The 20,666-nt window shown below is 64.1% G+C and carries 18 protein-coding genes, 1 tRNA gene and 1 pseudogene; 8 read left to right on the forward strand and 12 right to left on the reverse strand.

The window, feature by feature from the left end; translation table 11 throughout:
• Positions 1-317: 317 nt before the first annotated feature.
• The 8 genes from CLV47_RS21330 to CLV47_RS21365 all read right to left on the reverse strand — a co-directional run bounded on the left by CLV47_RS21330 (position 318) and on the right by CLV47_RS21365 (position 6,902).
• Positions 318-1,010 (reverse strand): cysteine hydrolase family protein, encoded by a 693-nt coding sequence (locus tag CLV47_RS21330; protein WP_202862736.1) that lies wholly within the window; start codon positions 1,008-1,010, stop codon positions 318-320.
• A 129-nt stretch (positions 1,011-1,139) separates the two neighbouring features.
• A tRNA-Ala gene (locus CLV47_RS21335) sits at positions 1,140-1,212 on the reverse strand.
• Positions 1,213-1,303: 91 nt separating this feature from the next.
• Complete coding sequence (locus tag CLV47_RS21340) at positions 1,304-2,500, reverse strand: hypothetical protein (RefSeq protein WP_146135488.1); 1,197 nt, start codon at positions 2,498-2,500, stop codon at positions 1,304-1,306.
• A gap of 8 nt (positions 2,501-2,508) precedes the next feature.
• Positions 2,509-3,141: an SCO family protein gene (locus CLV47_RS21345; RefSeq protein WP_170111197.1), complete on the reverse strand. Its 633-nt coding sequence runs from the start codon at positions 3,139-3,141 to the stop codon at positions 2,509-2,511.
• Between the two features lie 45 nt (positions 3,142-3,186).
• Complete coding sequence (locus CLV47_RS21350; protein WP_106351152.1) at positions 3,187-3,765, reverse strand: copper chaperone PCu(A)C; 579 nt, start codon at positions 3,763-3,765, stop codon at positions 3,187-3,189.
• Positions 3,766-3,809: 44 nt separating this feature from the next.
• Entirely contained in the window at positions 3,810-4,484 is a 675-nt protein-coding gene (locus CLV47_RS21355) for a YcnI family protein (protein WP_106351153.1), read from the reverse strand.
• Positions 4,485-4,506: 22 nt separating this feature from the next.
• A complete protein-coding gene (locus CLV47_RS21360) occupies positions 4,507-6,225 on the reverse strand; it encodes a copper resistance CopC/CopD family protein (protein ID WP_106351154.1) in 1,719 nt (572 codons plus the stop codon).
• Positions 6,225-6,902, reverse strand: coding sequence for a zf-HC2 domain-containing protein (locus tag CLV47_RS21365; RefSeq protein ID WP_106351155.1), 678 nt, complete (start codon positions 6,900-6,902; stop codon positions 6,225-6,227). The genes CLV47_RS21360 and CLV47_RS21365 overlap by 1 nt, the downstream gene beginning before the upstream one ends.
• A 67-nt stretch (positions 6,903-6,969) precedes the next feature.
• Between CLV47_RS21365 and CLV47_RS21370 the strand changes: the two genes are divergently transcribed.
• From CLV47_RS21370 to CLV47_RS21390, 5 genes are all read left to right on the forward strand, one after another.
• On the forward strand, positions 6,970-7,536 hold the full coding sequence (locus CLV47_RS21370; protein WP_106351167.1) for a sigma-70 family RNA polymerase sigma factor: 567 nt from the start codon (positions 6,970-6,972) through the stop codon (positions 7,534-7,536).
• Positions 7,537-7,554: 18 nt separating this feature from the next.
• Positions 7,555-9,834, forward strand: a complete 2,280-nt coding sequence (locus tag CLV47_RS21375) for a penicillin acylase family protein (protein ID WP_170111198.1) — start codon at positions 7,555-7,557, stop codon at positions 9,832-9,834.
• A 227-nt stretch (positions 9,835-10,061) separates the two neighbouring features.
• Positions 10,062-10,730, forward strand: coding sequence for a TetR/AcrR family transcriptional regulator (locus CLV47_RS21380; protein ID WP_202862737.1), 669 nt, complete (start codon positions 10,062-10,064; stop codon positions 10,728-10,730).
• Positions 10,727-11,458, forward strand: a complete 732-nt coding sequence (locus CLV47_RS21385; RefSeq protein WP_106351158.1) for an SDR family NAD(P)-dependent oxidoreductase — start codon at positions 10,727-10,729, stop codon at positions 11,456-11,458. Before CLV47_RS21380 ends, CLV47_RS21385 begins: the two co-directional genes overlap by 4 nt.
• 54 nt (positions 11,459-11,512) lie before the next feature.
• The gene (locus tag CLV47_RS21390; protein WP_238145584.1) at positions 11,513-13,153 is read left to right on the forward strand and encodes a class I adenylate-forming enzyme family protein; all 1,641 of its coding nucleotides are present in this window, start codon (positions 11,513-11,515) and stop codon (positions 13,151-13,153) included.
• Between the two features lie 50 nt (positions 13,154-13,203).
• Here CLV47_RS21390 and CLV47_RS21395 read toward each other — a convergent pair whose 3' ends face one another.
• The 4 genes from CLV47_RS21395 to CLV47_RS21410 all read right to left on the reverse strand — a co-directional run bounded on the left by CLV47_RS21395 (position 13,204) and on the right by CLV47_RS21410 (position 16,847).
• On the reverse strand, positions 13,204-13,977 hold the full coding sequence (locus CLV47_RS21395; RefSeq protein WP_106351160.1) for a VOC family protein: 774 nt from the start codon (positions 13,975-13,977) through the stop codon (positions 13,204-13,206).
• Between the two features lie 47 nt (positions 13,978-14,024).
• Positions 14,025-14,801, reverse strand: coding sequence for a helix-turn-helix transcriptional regulator (locus tag CLV47_RS21400; RefSeq protein ID WP_106351161.1), 777 nt, complete (start codon positions 14,799-14,801; stop codon positions 14,025-14,027).
• A 146-nt stretch (positions 14,802-14,947) separates the two neighbouring features.
• Positions 14,948-15,784, reverse strand: a complete 837-nt coding sequence (locus tag CLV47_RS21405; RefSeq protein ID WP_106351162.1) for an LLM class F420-dependent oxidoreductase — start codon at positions 15,782-15,784, stop codon at positions 14,948-14,950.
• 88 nt (positions 15,785-15,872) lie between these two features.
• Positions 15,873-16,847 carry an NAD(P)H-dependent flavin oxidoreductase gene (locus tag CLV47_RS21410; protein ID WP_106351163.1) on the reverse strand — a complete coding sequence of 325 codons (975 nt, stop codon included), beginning with the start codon at positions 16,845-16,847 and terminating at the stop codon, positions 15,873-15,875.
• A 157-nt stretch (positions 16,848-17,004) separates the two neighbouring features.
• Here CLV47_RS21410 and CLV47_RS21415 point away from each other — a divergent pair, with 157 nt between their 5' ends.
• The 3 genes and pseudogenes from CLV47_RS21415 to CLV47_RS21425 form a co-directional block, all read left to right on the forward strand.
• Positions 17,005-17,907: a crotonase/enoyl-CoA hydratase family protein gene (locus tag CLV47_RS21415; RefSeq protein ID WP_106351164.1), complete on the forward strand. Its 903-nt coding sequence runs from the start codon at positions 17,005-17,007 to the stop codon at positions 17,905-17,907.
• A 97-nt stretch (positions 17,908-18,004) separates the two neighbouring features.
• Positions 18,005-19,060: a MaoC family dehydratase gene (locus CLV47_RS21420; protein ID WP_106351168.1), complete on the forward strand. Its 1,056-nt coding sequence runs from the start codon at positions 18,005-18,007 to the stop codon at positions 19,058-19,060.
• A 194-nt stretch (positions 19,061-19,254) separates the two neighbouring features.
• A pseudogene (locus tag CLV47_RS21425) lies at positions 19,255-20,666 on the forward strand (DUF222 domain-containing protein); the annotation flags it as partial.

The raw sequence follows: 20,666 nt of genomic DNA on the forward strand, positions 1-20,666 counted from the left end.
GGAGGCACAACAAGAAAACAGGTCCAGCACCAGGGGTTAAATAATTTGGCACTGACTTTCAAGTACGCTGTTGAGTTCTCAAGGTTCGGACGCACCCCCACTACCAGCCTCTCGGCAGTCACAGGGGGCAACCTGCAAAACCTTACCAGAACCATTATTGACGGTCAAACCCGGGGGTCTGGATCAAGTCTGTTCGGTTGTGGTTTTGCTTGTGTGTTGCTGTTGTCTTGCTTTGCGCTTCCGTCGGAGGCGCGAGATGAAACTTTACACGCCTCGTGGAGAGTCTGTCAGGGGGGTCCCCATCTAGCGTTGCCTGCCTAGTTTGCGCTGGTCAGCGGGTTAGAGATAAGCCTGAGCGCCCGCCGAGTCGTCGTCACGTCGGCGAATACCGGCGCAAGGCTGTTGAGCGCGGCGTTGTGATCGTCATCCGATACCGCGGCAGTCCCATCGCTAATGAAGATGACCTTGAAATTCAACTGGTTCGCGTCCCGCGCCGTCGATTCGCAGCAGCAGTTGGTCAATGTGCCGGTAATGATCACCGTGTCGATGCCCCGCTTGGCCAAGAGTTCGGCAATCGGGGACGACCCCGCGGTAAAGGCACTGAAGCGGGTCTTGTTCATGACGACGTCACCGTCGCAAACGTCGATTCCCGGATACACGGCATGATGGTGCCCGCCGGGGCGGAACGCCAGCTGCGCACCGTCACGACAGTTCTCGCCGCCGAAGCTAGTCAAGTAGACCGACCAGCCGTCGGCTGGGTCGACCGTAAAGCGGAAAAACACGTTAAGGCCGCCCGCATCTCGCACCGCCGCGCTGATGGCATTGACGTTGTCGACGATGTCTCGAGCGACCGGCACCTCAATCGGCGCGCCCGGTTCGAGGAAGCCGTTCTGCATGTCGATGATCAGATGCGCCGTGCGAGCGAGGTCGATCTGCTCGAATGCGAACTCTTTGCCCTTCGTGCGCATCTGCCGCGTCTTGGCACTCGCGCTGATCCGGATCTCGTGCACGCGCATTCCTCAAGGTCGACTGCCTGTGTTCGGCTTCGAAGTTATCCGGTTGCTTAGCCGAATGTAAAGAACCCGCCCGGTTGCCCGGACGGGTTCTTCAATACGAGGACTGTCTCAATTGTTCTCGAGTGGAGCTAAGGGGACTCGAACCCCTGACCCCCACACTGCCAGTGTGGTGCGCTACCAGCTGCGCCATAGCCCCTTACGGGTGATCACCGGAGGAGTAATTCGTCCACCGTGGACCGGTGCATCAGACTACACGTGTTTTGCGCGACGCCACGCGATGGGGTCCCCTAGCCGCCCTCGGAATCCACCCTGGATCGCGGCCGCCTGATCTGCTCGGCCATCTCGGTGAACTCTTTGTCGCTCGCGATATCTGGTGTCCGCCGTGATGTGCCGTCGGCCGTTCCCCCGTCGTTGGAAGAACGGGCGGCCCGCTTGTCGCGGCGCCCCAGCAGGAGCGCCGCGACCAGTAGCCCCGCACCAAGCCCGATGACCAACCCGATCAGGACGCGTGCGAGCCAGGCCGGGCCCGTCTGCGGCAACTGCGAACTCCAGATGACACTGATATCCGACGAGCCCTGGATCGCGGCCAACGCACCGGCCGCACCGAGCAGGAAATACGCCGAGGAGTGCCGTCGTGCGACCGACCGGACCGAAAGCGCACACAGGCCGACAATCGCAATCCCCGGGACCAGCGCCGAGGCCAGGGAGAATGAGAAGCTCCCCAGTGCCGGGTCCTGAGGATAAGGCGAAACTGCGATGTGTCCGACCTCCGCGATTGCCAACAGGCCGACTGCGCCGACTGCCAGGGCGCGCCAGGACCGCACGATTCCAACGAGCGCAGCAGCAGCGAATGCGACCACCACGACGATCCACCACGGCGCCGAGTTCTCCGGGACCCAGTCCATCGCGACGACGACCGTGAAGTTGGTATCGCCGTATTTGAAATAGAGATCATTGCCCGGAAAGATCTGGTGGTGCACGTCCGGCGCGGCCTGCACCTGAGGCGGCAAATCGGTGCTCATCCAGTGCGCCCGGTGATCGTGCCACCGATAGGTGCTCTGGTCGCTGACTTTCTTCCACACCGGCTTCGCGTCGACGTCGGTCGCACCGTCAGGTGGTGTGGAGGTGCCAAGCAGCGTCCGGTTCAGGTAGTACGCCGGGGACTTGGTGTTGACCCAGACACCATCTCTACTGATCTTGAGATACTGATCCTTGGGCCCAGGCTCCTGGTGCGAGTAGCCATAGACAACGAGGGGCGTCGGGGTGGGATTCGACACCTCGACCCGGTCGCCTTGTTCGACTGTCTTAATCGACAGCGCTGGCATCTTCGGGCTGATTGAAACGATGTAGCTGTGGTAGTTCGAGGGCCGGGCACCGCCGAAGTGTGCCTCCGCCGCAGCCGGGTTGCCGAGGAAGCTGACGACACAGGCGATCGTCGCCACCACGAGTGAGGCAACGGCGCGCCACCACGACCTACGACGCATGCCTGCCGCTACTTAGCCGCGAGTGGGATGTCGTGCACGATGTCGTCGCTGGTGGTGTCCGCTAGCCACGCCACGTGCGCGACATCGCTACTGCCATAGAAGGTCGCGAGTGTCGAGTGTGTCTTGCCGTTGTCCTCCGCAACTTCCACACCGGCGGCCTTCTGGGCGGCCTCGACGGACGGCAGGTCTCCGGTCAGACCAACGAACTTCACTGGGAGTTGGCTGTCGAAATGAGCGAGGTACGCCGCGAGCACCGGCGACGTGTCGTTAGCGGGATCGGTCGTGACAAAGACGACCTGGATCTCGGGATACTTGTCTTTCACCTGGTTAAGCGCGTCAGCGAGCGATCCCAGGATGAGCGGGCACACATCGGGGCACAGCGTGTAGCCGAAGTACAGAATCGTCGGGATGCCTTCGGTCTTAGCGTAGAAGTCGTACGGCTGGCCGGTCTGGTCGGTCAGCGTGAAATGCGGGCGCTCGTGAGGGGTTTGGAACTCGAGCCCGTCGAATTTCGACTTAGCGCCGCCGACCTGCGTCACGTCGGACGGCGCGCCGGAGTCCGGTGCCGCACACGCGCTCAGCCCAAGCGCAAGGAACAGCGTCGCGAACAGTGCGATAACCCGGGAGTGGTGACGTGACATGGAAATCATTCTCTCAGTACTCCTGTTGTTCATTACCTCGGCGGCTCAGTACTTTGGCGGTGTCGCGCCGATAGCGATCACTGGAGCCACAACCACTACGCCACCGGCACGGTTGAAGTTGAGCAACAAGTTGACGGTTTGGCCAGGCACGATCGGGCCGATCAGACCCTCCAACATGATGTGGCCTGCACCCGGCTTGAGGGTGATGGTCTGGCCAGGCTTAATGGGCACGTTTGGAGTGGCGGTCATGGTCTCTGCCCCCTCCGCTTGCTCGGCGTTGGATGGCGCGGCCGTTGTCGAGCCTGATGTGTTGACATCGTGCAGCATCGCGGTCGCCGAGGCGCCGCTCGAGACTGAGGAGAGCGTGTCGGTTTTGCTCCCCACGTTGGTAATTACGAGGTACGCCGCGGCGGTCTGAGGCGACGCCGGCTCCCGCACGTACGCGCCGTACACCGCAATGTCTCCGGCCCTCGTGGCGCTCGCTGGTACGACTGGCGCGGCCGCGGGTTTCGGCGGGCTATCGAATCCTTTAACAAAGGCGAAGATACCCAGCGCGATCGCGAACACCGGTACGACCAGGCGCATCGGCAATCCGCGCCGGGTCGTACCGGTTGGTGATGTCATGTGCTGCTTCCTAGGTGTTGTTGCGGGTCAAGTTGTGTCGCTAGTTAGCGCTCGGCCGTGCGCTTGCGACTGGTGAGCACCAGCACGAGCGCCGCGACTCCTGCGAGCAGACCAACTCCGCCGAGAATGACGCCAGTGACCCCGAGTCCGTCGACGCTGTCAGCGGATGCGCTAGTGGCGGGCGCGCTGCTAGCCGACGCGCCATGCGCGGACGTAGCTGGCGCCGAGGAGAGTGTCAGTGCGGGCGCGGGGTGCTCTGGTTCGGTCGAGCCACTCGCTTCCTCGACCCAGTTGACAGTCGTGCCATCGGAGTAGGTCTGGATGGCTTTGAACGTAACGGAGTCCTTGTCCGTAGGCAGTGGACCGACCGAGATGTTGAATGTGTCGAACTCGCCCGGCTTGATTCCATCACCAGTAGCGGTCCACGTGATTGCGCTGACCGTGTCGCCACTCTTGTCCACGGAGTAAGTCCATCCGGCCTTCGGCTGGATGGTCACCGACTTGAATGGCGCGTCCGTGGGCAACTGCAGTTTGATGCCCACCGTGGAGGCGGTGTCACTTTCGGTCGGAACCTTGACCGCTACCGTCGCATACCCACCCTTCGCGGCGTTGGGACTGCTGACCGTGACGTGCGCGAAGGCCGCTCCTGCACCGGCCATCACCGCCGCGGCCGTCGCTAGCAACACTGTTAGCGCGCGGAGACTGAACTTTTTCCTCATGTATGTATGCCTTTCATCTGGGTCAACCGACTGTTACGACGGTGCTTGCGACGTACTGGTCGAACTCACCGAGGTTGAGGGTGATGGTGATCGTCCAGTCGCCTTTAATGGGGAAGTTCTGACGTGACGTCAAGAAATGTCCAGTGCCAGCCTTGGTGAGCGGCACCTCGAGCGGCCCCACCTTCGCCGCCTTCTGCTCGATCGTCGTCGTCACCTTCGGCACGTTCTGGATCGCGCCGTTCTTGTCAAAGACGTAGATATGCAAGGCATTCTGACCCGCACGGTCGGGATCGACGGTGACCTGCGCCGTCGATCCGTTCGAGAATGTGACGGTGGTGTTGGCCGGTGCGGCGTACACATCCTTCGCCGGCGGCTCTGACACGAGTACGGCCGCCACTCCGATCACGGCCGCGGCCACCACGACTTCGGCGATAATCCTGTTCCGCAACTTCGCGCGGGTGGGCACCGGCACGTCTTCGGTCTGCGCCGCGACCCGGTTGTTTACCCACGACCGGCTCCCGTAGGCGAGTACGACCAGTATCAGCAGGCCAACGATCTTGGCGACGACGAGCCAGCCATACGTCGTACTGAACAACGCACCGAACGAGCCGACCTGGACAAGCGCCTGGAATGCACCGGTCACGATGATCACGATGACACTCAGCAGCGCGAGGTTTGAGAACTCTCCCACCACCTGCGGCATGTCCTCGTCGTCGACGCGTGGGATAACCACTGCCAGCACGATCACCAGGCCGCCGATCCACATGCCCATCGCCAGCAGGTGCAGCATGTCTGCTCCGAGCATGACCGGCGAGAACCCCTGGGAACTCGCGTGACCACCGCCGGAGATCGTGGCGGCCATGCACACGGCCAACCCGGTAGCTGTATACGTCAGCCAGCGTGCCACGACGCGGGCACTGAGCCACTCCCATAGCAGCACTCCTAGGAACCCCAGTACGACTAACCGAAGCGCGTACATCCGTCCGAGGTTGGTCTCGAGTGTGGCGGCGATCAGGCTGTAGTCGAACAGCGAGCCGAGACCGCGGCCGGCGCCGTATACGCCTTGCAACAGCACGCCAAGCACCGTGCTACCGATCGCAATATCGAATCCGATCCACCCGATGCGCCGAATGCGCTTGTCGCGACGCAACGGCCGGTGCACGAAACCAGCGAAGGCGATCACCCCGACAAGCAGAGAGAACCCTAGATAACCGAGCCACCGCACGACCGGATAGGCAATAGCGACCACCGGGTCGGACGACGCCGCGGACGTTTGCGTGCCGGCACTGTCAATGTTGGGCGCCGCCCCGGTGCCAACGGCAAACGAAATCGCTCCCGATACCGGATGTGAATCGGCGGAAATCACCCGATAACTGGCGATATAGCCACCATCGGGCAGACCGGACGGTAGCCCGATCGCAACCTTCGAGCCATCGCCACCGGGATTGCTGGTCTTACCGTCGTCGACCCGATTGCCCTTGGTGTCCACGACACGGACGTAACCGAGGCTCAGGGATACATTTTCGGAGAAGTCGAACTCGACCTGGTTCGGCGCCTTCGGCAACACCTCGCCATTTGTCGGGTTGGACTGCTCCAGCAGCGCGTGCGCCGACGCCGGCGTCGCGGCAAGGAGCCCACCGACGAACATCAGCAGTACGGCGGCGAGCGTTCGCCGCCAGAACGACGGCGCGCGCCAAACCTTGGTCATGGCCGGCCCCGAACCGACAAGTGTGCTGGTCACTAGTGCGAAGTCACCCGCTTGACCGCGCCCCTGTGCAGCCGCCACTTCGGGCGCGGCTTGCCGATAAGAGACAGCGTGGCCAGCAGTCCGAGACCACCCAACATCATCACGTGTGTGAGGACCCGAGCCACGGTCACATGACCGGTGGCCAGGTCAGAGGCGCACACGACACTCAGCACGACGACAAGTACGCCGACCATCGGTAGGAACGCCGAAGCGAATCGCGGCCGGATCACCACCGTCAGAAAGGCGGCGGCCAGGGCGAGATTCCATGCACCGGACTCGTGCGCAATATGTTCCGGAGCGTGCATCGAGTCTGCGCCGGTCAGCAGCATCGGCAGCGCCACAGCCGCTTGGATGAGCGCGATCGCAAGCAGACCGCACCGCGCGACCAATGCCGCGAATGGCGGGTGTGCCCTCGTCGCACTGACCGCGCGCAGGATGGACTCGGTCAGATTGCCGGTCGGCGCCGGCATCATCCGCATCGGTGCGACAAGAGTGCGCGCGGTCTGTGACCACGCGGCGCAGTCGGCGCAGGTGTCGAGGTGCTGCTCGATCTCGCGATCTCCGACGACGGTCGACTCCCCGTCGAACCGGGCCGAAATCGATTCGCGATACTTGGTGCACGACACGAGTGATCGCACAGCGCCGTACGCGTTGCTGGAATGCTTCTTCACGACGTACTAGTCGCTCGGGTCGCCCTGTTAGTTCCGCCCGACCGCCTCCCTGGGAGTGATCCGCCTCATGTCCGCCGAGCCCACCGCCGACGACATCACGCGCTGGGCACTCGCCGCTGCCAATGGTGACGATCACGCGATGGGTATGTTCGTGCGCGCGACCCAGACCAGCGTGTGGCGGCTCTGTGCCCACCTCGGAAACCACTGGGCGGCGGACGATCTGACCCAAGAGTCCTACTTGCGCGCCTTTCGCAGCCTGCCGACGTTTGCCGCGCGGTCGTCGGCGAAGACGTGGCTGTTGTCCATCGCGCGCAGGGTGTGCGCCGACCACGTCCGCGAGCAACGTCGCGCGCCTGCGCTCATCCGTCGCCCCGACATCGCGCCCGAACCTGACCGGGCCGAAACCCTAGCGGGCGACTTCACGACCTACGCCGCGCTGCGCGACCTGGTCGACAGGCTGGAACCCGAACGTAAGGAGGCCTTCGTTCTCACTCAGGTCCTCGGAGCGTCGTACGCCGAAGCCGCCGAGGTATGCCGCTGCCCCATCGGGACGATCCGCTCGCGAGTCGCGCGGGCCCGCGAGGATCTTGTGGCGGCGGTCGGGGCCAGCGAGACTCATCGCGGACTCGGCTAACAACCTATGGAGGACCCAATGTCGCACGGCCCCGCCAGCAGTTTTGCTGTTGATGCATTGACCGGTCCGGTCACCGTTCACCGCGACGACTACGCGATCGCGCACATCAAGACCGGGTCGATGAAGGACGCGTTTATCGCGCAGGGCTTTGTCCACGCGCAGGACCGAATGTGGCTGATGGACTCGGCGCGCCGCCAGATGCAGGGCCGATGGTCTGAATGGGTCGGCCCGGCCGGGATCGAGGCAGACAAGATCGCCCGACGCCTCGGGGCGACCGCCGCCTCGAAACGCGACTACGAGGCACTTGGAGGCGATGCGCGGACGATGGTCGATGCGTACGCCGACGGCGTCAACGCCTACCTCGCTCAGGGTGACCCGCTGCCGCTGGAATATCAGCTGCTCGGTGAGGAGGTCGAGCCGTGGGAGGGTTGGCACTGCGTCGCGGCGATGCGACAGCGCGGCTTCCTTATCGGAACACCCGCCTTCAAGCTCTGGCGCGCCGCGGCGCTCGCCGTACTCTCACCGGAAGACATCACGAAGCTGCGATGGGACGACGGCGGTAAAGAACGACTTCTGGTTCCACCCGGCGCCGAGACAGATCACTGGATCGCTTCCCTGAAGGAGCTCCGCCCCGCGATCGACGCCATGGCTCACTACTTCGCTCCCGACGCGACCGGGGGTGGCAGCAACAACTGGTCGGTGTCCGGTGAGCGAACCGCGTCCGGCCGCCCGATCCTCGCCGGTGACCCGCACCGCGTGTTTGAGATGCCAAGCATGTACTACCAAATGCATCTCGCGTCGGACGAGTTCGACACCATCGGTCTCACTGTTCCCGGGGTGCCGGGATTCCCGCACTTCGCGCACAACGGCAAGGTGGCGTGGGGCGTCACGATCGCGTTCGCGGACTTCCAGGACTTCTACGTCGAGAAGTTCAAGTCCGACGACTCGACGATGTACCTCTACAAGGACGAATGGCTGCCGGCCGAGACGTCCACCGAGACCATCGCGGTCCGCGGGCAGAGCGACGTGGCGGTCGACATCGTGCGCACTCGGCACGGGGCAGTCGTGGCCGGCGACGTGTCGGGTGGCACCGCGCTGACTCTCAAGTCGATCCAGATCGACCCACTCGACCGGTCCCTGGACTGCCTGCTCCCTATGCTCACCGCGAAGACCTGCGACGAGCTCTTCACCGCGACTAAGGGCTGGGGCCTGTATGACCACAATCTGGTCGCCGCTGACACCGACGGCCACATTGGCCACCTCGTGCGCGCGATCATTCCGCGCCGTCCCGCTACGAACGGCTGGCTCCCGGTGCCGGGCTGGACCGGCGAATACGAATGGGACGGCACCATCCCATGGGAGGCGATGCCGCGAGTCGACGATCCGCCGCGCGGCTATATCGCGACGGCCAACAACAGGGTCGTGGACCGCGCAACGACCAGCGGCGACTACTTCACGACGGACAGCCATCCGCCGAACCGCGTGCGCCGGATCGAGTCCCTGCTCGACGGCCTGCCGCGAGCGACGCTGGAGGACATGTCCCCCATCCATCACGACTCGCTCAGCATCCCGGCACTGCTGATTCAATCAAAGCTGAAGTCGTTGAACCCAGACGACGCAGCGTTGCGGAAGGTCGTCTCAGCGATCGCGTCGTGGGACTGCCGGATGGACGGTGAGTCGGTTGCCGCGACGCTCTACGCGCATGTACGCCGCCATCTTGCCGCGATCGTGCTTGAACGTTCCGGACTCGGAGCCGTCGTCGGTACGTCGCTCACCAAGACGCCGCCGGGGGTATCCCCAGTCGACCAACTATGGTGGTCGCTGCCCAACCTTCTGCGCGCAGATGACGTTTCGCTGCTCGGCGGCTGGGACTGGTCGCAAGCCCTGACCGAATCGGTGCGGCGTACCGCTGCCGAGTCCGACCCGGCCCCGTGGAAAGAAGACCACCGCGCCGCGCTGACCCACCCCCTCGCCGCGGTCTTCCCAGACGCCGACCTCAGTCCGCAAGGCGCACCGATCGGCGGTGACAATGACACGGTCTGGGCCAACGGATGCTCCTCGACAGCGGCGTTCCACGGCGTGACCGGTGCGGTCGCACGCTACGTATTCGACGTCGGCGACTGGGACAACTCGACCTGGATAGTCCTGAGCGGTGTTTCGGGTGACCCCCGTAGCCCGCACTACCTCGACCAGCATGACAAATGGTCCCGCTGCGAGCTGATCCCGATGACCTACAGCTGGGCTGCGATCGAGCAGACCTGCACCAGCGTCAGTCTCAACCCCACGAGAGAGCGGTAGGAACGTCGGTGATGCGGCTGCGCTAGCAGCACTGCCGCTCCCCCTTTGCGTCGAGGCCGCATCACTGACCTGTGTTCCCCCTGCACCCATCGCGCGACCTACCGTTTCCCCCCGGAAACGAATTCTCAAATGTCCGGTAAGTGCGCGCCTTGCGGTGCATAATGAATGAAGCATCATTCACAATGAATGAGTATTCATTCCGCACCCTTCGATGTCAAGGAGTAAATGTGACAATCCCCGCGGGAGCCGAATTAGAGTCCGGGCCGGATGCCGTCCAGGCGGCTCGGGCCGAATGGCGAATGCGTCAGATTCTCGGCGCGGCCGCAAAGCTCATGGTTCGCGACGGGTTTCACCGAGTGTCGATGCAGTCGATCGCCGACGAAGCAGAAATGAGCGTCGGGCTCATTTACCGCTACTTCGCCGGCAAGCAGGAGATCCTGCTCGGGGTCATCGTCGACGTACTCGACTCATTCGCCGACCGGATCCCACGCGCGATGGACGATGTCGGCGACGATCCGATCCGCCGAATCGCGGCCGGCTTCCGCGCGTACTGCGAGATCATCGACGAAAACCGCGCGGCCGCGCTGCTCACCTACCGCGACGGCAAGACTCTCGAACAGTCCGGCCGCGAGCAGATCATGACCCTTGAGTTTAAGACGAGTAAGCCGTTGCGCGACGCGGTCGAGACGGCCGTCGACCAAGGTCTCCTTACCGAGGTCAACGTCGACCTCTTCACTTACGACCTGATGATTTTCGCCCAGATGTGGTCGCTCAAGTACTGGCACTTCAAATCCCGTTACACACTTGACGAATATGTTACGGGTCAAACCGCGCTTGTTCTTCGCTCTTCCCTCGATCCGCGCCGGCGCCGCAAATACCAGGACCTACTCGCATGACGGCTAAAGTCGCGGTCGTGACTGGCGGCGCGTCAGGGATTGGCCGCGCGATCGTGCACTCGCTCGCGGCCAGCGGCGTTCTGGTCGCGGTAGCCGATCTCGACGCGGACGGCGCCGCCGAGACGACTGCGACCAGTCCAGACCGGATGCGCGGATACACCGTCGACATCAGCGAGCCTGAGTCGGTGCGCCGACTGCGTGCAGATGTCACCGCCGATCTCGGTACGCCGACCATCCTGGTCAACGCGGCCGGGTGGGACCGGATGGGCAGTTTCGTCGACGCCGACGAGGAATTCGCTCGCAAAATCACAGCCGTCAACTACCTGGGTCCAGTCTTCATGTGCCAGGAGTTTCTGCCCGGCATGATCACAGCCGGCGGCGGCAGAATCGTCAACGTCGCCAGCGATGCCGGACGGGTCGGCAGCAGCGGCGAGACGATCTATGCGGGTGCGAAAGGCGGCGTGATTGCATTGACCAAGTCGGTCGCGCGCGAAGTCGCACGATCGGAAATCACGGTCAACTGCGTGTGCCCCGGTCCCACGGACACGCCGTTGTTCCAATCGTTCGACCCCAAGCTCAAGGCCGCGTTGACGAAGGCAATTCCGTTTCGGCGAATCGCCCAGCCCGAGGAAGTCGCCGCCGCGGTCGCGTTCTTTGCCTCGGATGCCGCGTCGTACATCACCGGGCAGGTCCTCAGCGTGAGCGGCGGGTTAACCATGGCCGGATAGGTCATGGCGGCGTTACGATCAGTCCAATACCGATACACAGTTCTGGGGGCAGGCGTGACGACGTACGACCCGAGCATCTTCCGCAACTTCATCGAGAAGGAATTCAGCTATATAGCGGGGTTTCGGCGGAATGTAGATCGCTACGCGCGGTCGCTTGCGATCATTGACCCGATCAGTGACACGACGTGGACATACGCCGAACTCGGCCGGCAAGTCGATCTGCTCGCGACCGGTCTGCTGCGCGCTGGTGTGGCGCGAGAACAGGTCGTCACCTATCAGCTGATGAACAGTCCGCAGTTCGCGCAGCTTTATCTGGCGACGCAAGCCGCCGGGATGATCGGCTCACCAATCAACTACCGGCTCGCACCGGGCGAGACGGCGTACATTCTCGACGACAGTCAGCCTGCGGCCTTCGTGTACGACGGGTCGATGCGCGAGGCGACCGCTGAAGCACTCAAGCTCGCCAAACATCGCCCGCCTCTGCTGGTCTGCGTCGGCCCGGAGGATCCGCTGCCGGGCGCGATCCGCTTCGACGACGTGCCGGCATCGACCGCTGACCTACCGCCGCTCAACCGTTCGACGTACGACGAGACGACTCGGCTGTACACGTCAGGCACGACCGGTCTGCCCAAGGGCGTGGCGCTCAACAGTCTCGTCGAGATCTTCACCGCGCACGACGTAATCATGCATTTCCCGCTCACGCCGAATGACCGCACTCTCAACATGACGCCGTGGTTTCACCGTGGCGGGCTCTACTCGGGTGGGCCGAACCCATGCTTCTACCTTGGCGCGGGCGTGGTGCCTCTGGCTGCCTTCGACGCGGCGACCTGCCTCGACCACGTCGAGCGCTACCACCTCACCTTTCTAGTAGGCGCGCCGACAAATCTTGCGATGCTGGCCGCCGTACAAGAAAAGAGCCCGCGCGACCTGTCAACGCTGAAGGGAATCGTCACAATGGGCTCCCCGCTTGAGCGGGAAGCCACCCTGCGTTACCAGCGGGTGCTTACGCCCAACATCTTCAACGGGTACGGCACGACCGAAGCTTTCTGGAACACGTTCCTGCGCCCGACGGACTTGCCTGAGCACGCCGGATCCGCGGGGCGCTCATGCACCGACGATGACGTCGCGGTGGTGCGCCTGCGCGAGGACGGCTTCGCTCCCCCGGACGAGTGGGCCAAGCGAGACAACACCGAGGTGGGTGAGGTCGTCGTACGGTCGCCCAAGAGCGGCTTCAGCTACGTGAACTCCCCGGAGCAGCAAGAGGCGAAGTTCCGCGACGGTTGGCTCTACATCGGCGATCTCGCCACGTGGGACGCCGATGGCTACGTCACGATCGTCGGACGCAAGGACGACATGATCATCACCGGCGGTGAAAACGTGCATCCGGTGCAGGTCGAGGAGGCCCTCAACGAGCACCCCAAAGTCACCGACTCGATGGTCGTCGGCATCCCAGATCCCAAGTGGGGCAGGCAAGTCGTCGCGTTCGTCGTCGCGGCGGACGGGTCATTGACCGCCGACGAATGCGATGCACACTGTCGCGCCCACTCGATGCTCTCGGACTACAAACGCCCGCGCGCATACAGCTTCGTGGAGTCGTTGCCGGTCACCGCGACCGGGAAGAAGATCCACTACAAGGCCACCCAGCAGGCCACGGCACAGTACGCCGCTGGCCTGTTCGCCACGCCCAGTCGCTAGCGCGACGCCCGTGATCACACAGAGTTGCCGGTGACCACGGGTGCCGGTGGTTACGCAGAGACGAGCTTAAACACTGCGCCGGTCGGATCGGCCGCCTGCGCGACCCGACCATACGGAGAGTCTTCGGCGGGCTGCAGGACCGTGCCGCCAAGCTTCGTGACCTGAGCGAGCGTGGCATCGACGTCCGCCGTACCGAGATAGACGGTCCAGTGCGCGGGAACGCCCTCAGGGAGATAACTGGCTGCGTCCATGACTCCTGCGTACTGCATATCCCCTTTTGTCAGCGTGCTGTAGCGGAAGTCGTCGGTGTCGCTCATGACATCGACGGTCCACCCGAACGCCTGCTCGTAGAAGGCGACCGACGCGGCGTAGTCCCGGGTAAGTAACTCGAACCAGCACGGAACGCCGGGTTCGCCGAGGGTCTCGGTGCCCGGATGCCCGGTGGGCTGCCAGATGCCGACCGCGGCGCCACCAGCATCGACGACAACTGCCATCGAACCCTGATCCGGCACCACCATGACCGGTACGACAATCTGGCCGCCAGCACTCGCGGCGGCCTGAGCGGTGGACTCCGCGTCCGGCGTACTGAGGTAGATGGTCCAACCGTCAGGCTGACCGCCGCTGCCGTCATTTTTCATCATCCCGGCAATCTGCTTGCCGTCCTTAGTGAAGTTGACGTAACCGCCGTAGTCCTCGCCGGCACTTTGGCCGGTCCAGCCGAATAGTGTCCCGTAGAAGTCTTGGGCGCGGTCGGGATCGGAGCTGAATAGGTCGATCCAGCACGGAGCGCCGACCGGTGATGTAGATGCATCGCGTGCAGGCATTGTGAGCCTCCCTGGTAGGTGGTGTGCAACCAGTCTGACTGGCGCGGTCAGGCTTGTCTTCTTCGATCTTGCGCACCCGCAGTCGCGAGCGCCGGTAGCGCGACAAGAACCGGAGCGGCCCAGTCTGCGGCGATATCAAGGAACAAATCACGTCGATGAGCGAGGTTGTCGGGTCCAGCGTGGATCGGCTGCGGAGCACCTCCACTGACAGTCTGCTTCGGCACAAGCTGCGCGTGACTGTCTGCATGCGTGGACAGCGCCGAGGCCAACACCCAGAACGTCCCCGAAGGTACGCCCGTGAGCACGTAGTCCGTCGTACCGGTGAGCAAGGCGCCGGCGACTGGAACGCCGCGCGGGTCGCGGCGCGCGAACAGGCCGACGTAGATGGACGGTCGGGCACCTGCCAGCGCGACCGCCGCGGACGACATGCGTATTGCTCCCGACACGACCGCGCCGCGGCCCGCCGGGCCGATAATGCGAATTGGCCGGACTGGCGACCCGATCTGGTCGGGCAACCGGCGGAACTGAGTCGGGGTTACGCCGACCGCCGACCGAAACCTCGACGTGAAGGTGCCGACCGAGTTAAAGCCGACCGCGTAACAGACGTCGAGGACCGAGTCGTCACAGGTAAGCAGGATCTGTTTGGCACGCTGAAACCGTTGCGATGCGAGGTAGTGGCCAGGCGGTACGCCAATCACTCGCTCGAAGGACCGCGCGAGGTGAAATGGGCTGTAGCTGACGTGGTCGGCCACGTCGTGCAGTGTGATCTGCTGGTCGGCGTGCATTGCGAGGAACCGGGCCGCCTCGACCGCAACATTGCGCACGCGATCATCCTCCTCTGCGTGTGGGCAACGCGCTAGCAAACTTCGGATGCCTAAACGTATAGCGAGGTCCCGACAGAAACCCGATCCGCGCTACGCCAAGTGCTCGCCAGCGGGGAGACCCGCATCCCGCCGAGATAGCCAGCCCGTCAGGCGAAGAGCTCCTCCGCGAGCGCTGTATAGCCGGGAATCGGGTCGTCGCCTTTGGCCGTGAGCAACTGGATAGCCACATGGTCTGCACCAGCCTCAAGATGTTCATTCAGCCGCTCGGTGATAGCGCGCGCGTCTCCCCGCGCCACGAGGGCATCGATCAGCCGGTCGCTACCGCCATCGGCTATATCTGTGTCGTCGAAGCCAAATGCGCGCAGGTTATTGACGTAGTTGCGCAGGTGTAGGTAGGGCCGGTCGACGCGGGGGCGGCCAATCTCCCGTGCCTTGTCCGGATCGGTCTGCAGCACAACTTTTTGTTCGGGTGCCAGAAGTACGCCGGTGCCGAGAATCTCGCGGGCCTGCGCTGTGTGGTCGGGGGTGACCAGATAAGGGTGCGCTCCTGCAGACCGCTCACCCGACAATCGCACCATCTTCGGGCCGAGCGCCGCGATCACCCGCGCGTCCTTGGGCACGCCGGCCGCGTCGAGGGCATCGAGATAGTCCACGACCGCTTGATAAGGCTTGACGTACGCCGCGCCGACAGCCTCCCGATGACCCGCGCCGATCCCGAGCAGGAACCGACCGGGATGGCGCGACTGGACCCTCGTGTACGCCGCCGCTACTTCGTCGGCCGGGTCGTTCCAAATGTTGACGATGCCGGTCGCGACTTTGAGGGTTGTCGTGGCCTCAAGCAGCTCATCGACGACCTTCAGATCGCCATGAGCAGAGCCCAGCCACACGGTGCCGAACCCCAGCCGCTCCAGTTCGCGCGCCAACTGCGGCGTCACCAGTGATTCGCCCTGCCACACGCCGTACTGCCCGAGTCCAGCAACCATGTCTGTTTTCCCATCCGCGAAGATCGCCGTGCGCCAACCGCACGCTAGGAGCAACCGCCGTGGCGTACTAGGTATTCCAGGCGGCTACTTACGCCATGAGCTTGACGAGGCGATCGTTGACGATGCTGCGAGCCTGTTCGATGATCCCGTCGATGAGCTCCTTGCAGGTCGGGATGTCATTGATGAGGCCGGCGACCATGCCACACGACCATGCGCCCGACTCCGGCTTGCCTTCTTGCATGACCCGTGGGTAGACGCCGGCAACCTCCTCGATGATGTCCTCGAACTTGATATCGCTGCCGAGCGTCCGCTCCTTCTCCAGCAGCCGCTCGACGGCGGGGTTCGTCAGCACGCGCTCGGTGTTGCGCAGGGGCCGCATCACCAGACGAGTGTCGAGCTCGGTGGCCGCAACGATGGCCTGCTTAACCGCGTCGTGAATAGGCGCCTCGACCGTCGCCATGAATCGGGTGCCGAGGTTCATGCCGTCGGCCCCGAGCGACAACGCCGCAGCCAGCGATCGACCGTCTGCCATACCGCCGGATGCCAGGAACGGCACGGTGAGCTCCTCGGCCGCGCGTGGCAGCAGGATCATGTTGGGAACGTCGTCCTCGCCAGGATGCCCGCCGCACTCGAACCCGTCGACGCTCACCGCGTCACAGCCGATGGACTCAGCCTTGAGCGCATGCCGCACCGACGTGCACTTGTGGATCACCTTGATGTCGTTTTCCTTGAGGATCGGCAGCCACTTCGCCGGGTTGTTCCCTGCGGTCTCGACGATCTTCACACCTCCGTCGATGACAGCCTGGACGTACGCCTCGTAGTTCGGCGGGTTGAGCGTCGGGAGGAAAGTCAAGTTGACGCCGAACGGCTTATCGGTCATTTGATGACAGCGTTCGATTTCCGCGGCGAGATCTTCTGGCGTCTTCTGAGTGAGCGCGGTGATGATGCCCAGTCCGCCGGCGTTAGAGACGGCGGATGCAAGCTCGGCCAGTCCCACAAAGTGCATGCCGCCCTGCACGATGGGGTACTCGGTCCCCAGTAGTTCGGTGATCCTCGTTTGCATGAGTTACTCCCTGACTCCCAGTTGGCTTCCTCGTCAACTTATCTCACGCCGCCACGGTCGGCCCATCGGCTCGTGGTACACATCCGTGAGTGCCGTACGGCTTCGGCTTCGGCGTACGCCATGATGAATGGACATTTCCCAATCCGGAGGTCAATCAATGAGTGATTTCACCGCGATCAAGTACGACGTCGAAGACCGCGTCGCCACCATCACCCTCAACCGTCCTGACCGTCTCAACGCCTTCACCACCGACATGGCTCGAGAGCTCATCACTGCCTTCAAGCAGGCCGACGCTGACGACGATGTCCGTGTTGTCATCGTGACCGGCGAAGGACGCGGCTTCTGCGCCGGCGCAGACCTCGGGCGCGGCGGCGCAACCTTCGACGCCAACGACAAGACCCGCTCCGACGAGCGTAAGGACTTCGGCACCATCGATGGAATTCCCCGCGACGGCGGCGGCGCGGTGACCATGACGATCGCGGCATGCCGCAAGCCGGTCATCGGCGCCATCAACGGCCCAGCGGTCGGCATCGGTGTCACGATGACGCTGCCGATGGACATCAGGATCGCGGCCGAATCGGCGAAGTTCGGGTTTGTCTTCTCCCGCCGTGGCATCTCCCCCGAGGCAGGTTCCAGCTGGTTCCTGCCCCGCATTGTCGGCATCTCGCAGGCGATGGAGTGGGTCTCGACCGGACGCGTGTTCCCCGCGGCCGAGGCACTCAACGGCCGGCTGGTGTCGCGCGTCGTACCCGACGGTGAAGTCCTCAACACCGCTAAGGAGATCGCTCGCGAGATCGTCGAGAACACCTCTTCGATCTCGGTCGCGGTATCGAGCCAGTTGATGTGGTCGATGCTCGGTGAGTCATCCCCGTGGGACGCTCATCGTGCCGACTCCCGCGCGATCTACGAGCTCGGCAAAGGCAAGGACGCGGCCGAAGGCGTCACCTCATTCCTCGAGAAACGCCCAGCCAATTTCCCTGGCCGCGTCAGCGAGGACTACCCGCAGGTGCTCAAGCAGGCCTGGCCCGCGCGCCCGGACGACGTGGATTCGCAGCTGTAACAACTTGCGGCGCGTTGATCCCGTGCAGCCAGTGCGCGGGATCAACGCACCGTTTACTACCGTTGGGCCGGACCTACCGAACGAAGCAGGCGAGGACATGACCGAAAAGACGCAGCCCGGCAATTATTTCGAAGACTTCACCGTCGGCCAGCAGATCGCGCACGCGACACCGCGCACGATCACCGAAGGCGACCTCGCCCTCTATACGGCGCTATATGGCTCCCGCTTCGCGTTGACTTCCGCCACAACGTTCGCCGAATCAATGGGGATGGACTCGATGCCCGTCGATCCCCTGCTGGTTTTCCATCTCGTCTTCGGCAAGACCGTGCCAGACATCTCGCTTAATGCCGTCGCGAATCTTGGGTACGCCGGCGGCAAGTTCGGCGTACCGGCGTACCCGGGTGACACCGTCACTGCGACCTCCAAGATCATCGGGCTGAAAGAGAACAGCAACGGCAAGACCGGGGTCGTCTATGTCAACACGATCGGCGTCAACCAGCGCGACGAAATGGTCGTCGACTACGTGCGATGGGTCATGGTCAACAAAAAGAATCCTTCGGCCGCCGCACCGGAGACTGTGCTGCCAGATCTTCCCGGCGCCGTAGCCGTGGCCGACCTCAATGTGCCGTTCACTCTCTCGGGGCAGTCCTACGACACCGCGCTTGCCGGTTCGCCGTACCTTTGGGACGACTATGAAGTCGGGGAGAAAATCGACCACATCGACGGTATGACCATCGAAGAGGCCGAGCACATGATCGCGACCCGGCTCTACCAAAACACCGCCAAGGTGCACTTCAACCAGCACACCCAGAGCCAGAGCCGCAACGGGCGCCGCCTCATCTACGGCGGCAACATCATCAGCCTCGCCCGGGCACTGTCCTTCAACGGGTTGGCCAACGCGCAGTACGTCGCCGCGATCAACGGCGGGTCGCATACCAACCCGACCTTCGCCGGTGACACCGTCTATGCGTGGTCAGAGATCCTCGAGCGGACCGAACTACCCGGCCGCACGGACGTCGGCGCCCTACGCGTGCGCACTGTTGCAACCAAAGACCAGGACTGCTCGTCGTACCCATATAAGGGCGCTGACGGCAAGTACGACGCCGCCGTCGTACTTGACTTCGACTACACGGTCCTGATCCCTCGCCGCTAGCGCTCGTCCGTCACGGATGTCTCGCCGTCCGTCACGAATATCTCGCCGTCCGTCGCGAATGTCCGCTCGTCCGTCGCTCCCGTACGCCGGTCTGGTCCCCGGCCACGGGCAGCCCGCCCCGCGAAAAGCCTCGTCTGTCCACAGGCCGGTCTCGAGTATCGCGACGTGTCGTACACCAGTACTAGACTAGACACATGCTCGAGACCACCGAAACGCAGGCAGCACCCGAGGGCGAGCAGGACGATGTCCTGACCCCACTCGGGCCCGCCGCGTCCGGCCGCGCACCAGACCTGATCGCGTTGCGCACGTTCCGCGAAAGCCTCGCCGGCACCCACGACGACAGCATGAGTGACGCGGTCCGGATCGACCAGATCCGGGCCCTGGAAGAACTCAAAGCCGCCGCCGCGGCCGCGCAAGCCCGACTCGCGGTCTCCTTCCACGCCTCGCAACGCGACCAACAAGCAGCCGCCGGCACCCCGCGGCGGCGTCTCGGGCGCGGTGTCGGTGAACAGATCGCCGCCGCCCGCCGCGACGCGCCCCGTAAAGGCGGCCAGCACCTCGGCCTCGCGGTCGCGCTGATACGCGTGTTGCCGCACACCATGCGGGCCCTGGAACTGGGCCGGCTGTCGGAATGGCGGGCCAGCCTGATCCTCCGTGAAATCGCGTGCCTGAGCGAAGCCGACCAACGCGAAGTCGACCGGCGCCTCGCCGCCGACACTGACGCGGTCACCGGGTGGGGTAACCGCCGGTTCACCGGCGAAGCCCACAAACACGCCCTCCAGTTAGACAATGCCGCGCTGGCTGAACGGGCCCGCAAAGCCGCCCGCGGCCGGCGCGTCACCCTCCGCCCCGCGCCGGACGGCATGAGCTACTTGACCGGGCTACTACCGATGACGCACGGCATCGCCGCGTACGGGGCGCTGTATAAACACGCGACCGGTCTGATCGCGCGCGGGGACCCGCGGAGCCGGGGACAGATCATGGCCGACACCCTCATCGAACGCGTCACCGGAGAAGCCTGCGTCACGGAGCCGGTCCCGGTCGATATCCGGCTCGTCATCACCGACCGGACCCTGCTGGCCGGAGGGACCGAACCGGCCTATCTACCCGGGTACGGCTCCATTCCCGCGGGCACCGCCCGCGACCTGATCCGCGACGCGGTCCGCTACCAAGACGCGACCGCCACCGGCAAGCCTGCGACCGAGCCAGCCACCGGCGACAAGGGCGGCACGAACAGTCATCACGGCACCCAGGACGCCGACCCTGCGGCCGAGCCCAGCCGCTACGCGGCCGAGCGTCGGCGGCACGCCGACGCGGACAGTAACGCGAGCGGCGCGGCGGATCGATTCCATGACCCGGGCGGACATCCACCCGGCGACACGGTTCCACCAGGCAATCGCAGACCACCGGGCGAGAAACCGCCCGGCGATCGGAGACCTACGGGCGGGAAACCGCCCGACGGTCCGTCATCAGACGGTCCGTCATCGGACGGTGACCGGAAGCGGGCCGACAAACGCCAAGAACGCGTGAAGGCGTACGCGTGGCTACGCGCGGTCTACACTCACCCCACCACCGGGGCATTGATCGCGATGACCTCCAGACGACG

It is taken from the genome of Antricoccus suffuscus, assembly GCF_003003235.1.
In the GTDB taxonomy this organism is placed as follows: domain Bacteria; phylum Actinomycetota; class Actinomycetes; order Mycobacteriales; family Antricoccaceae; genus Antricoccus; species Antricoccus suffuscus.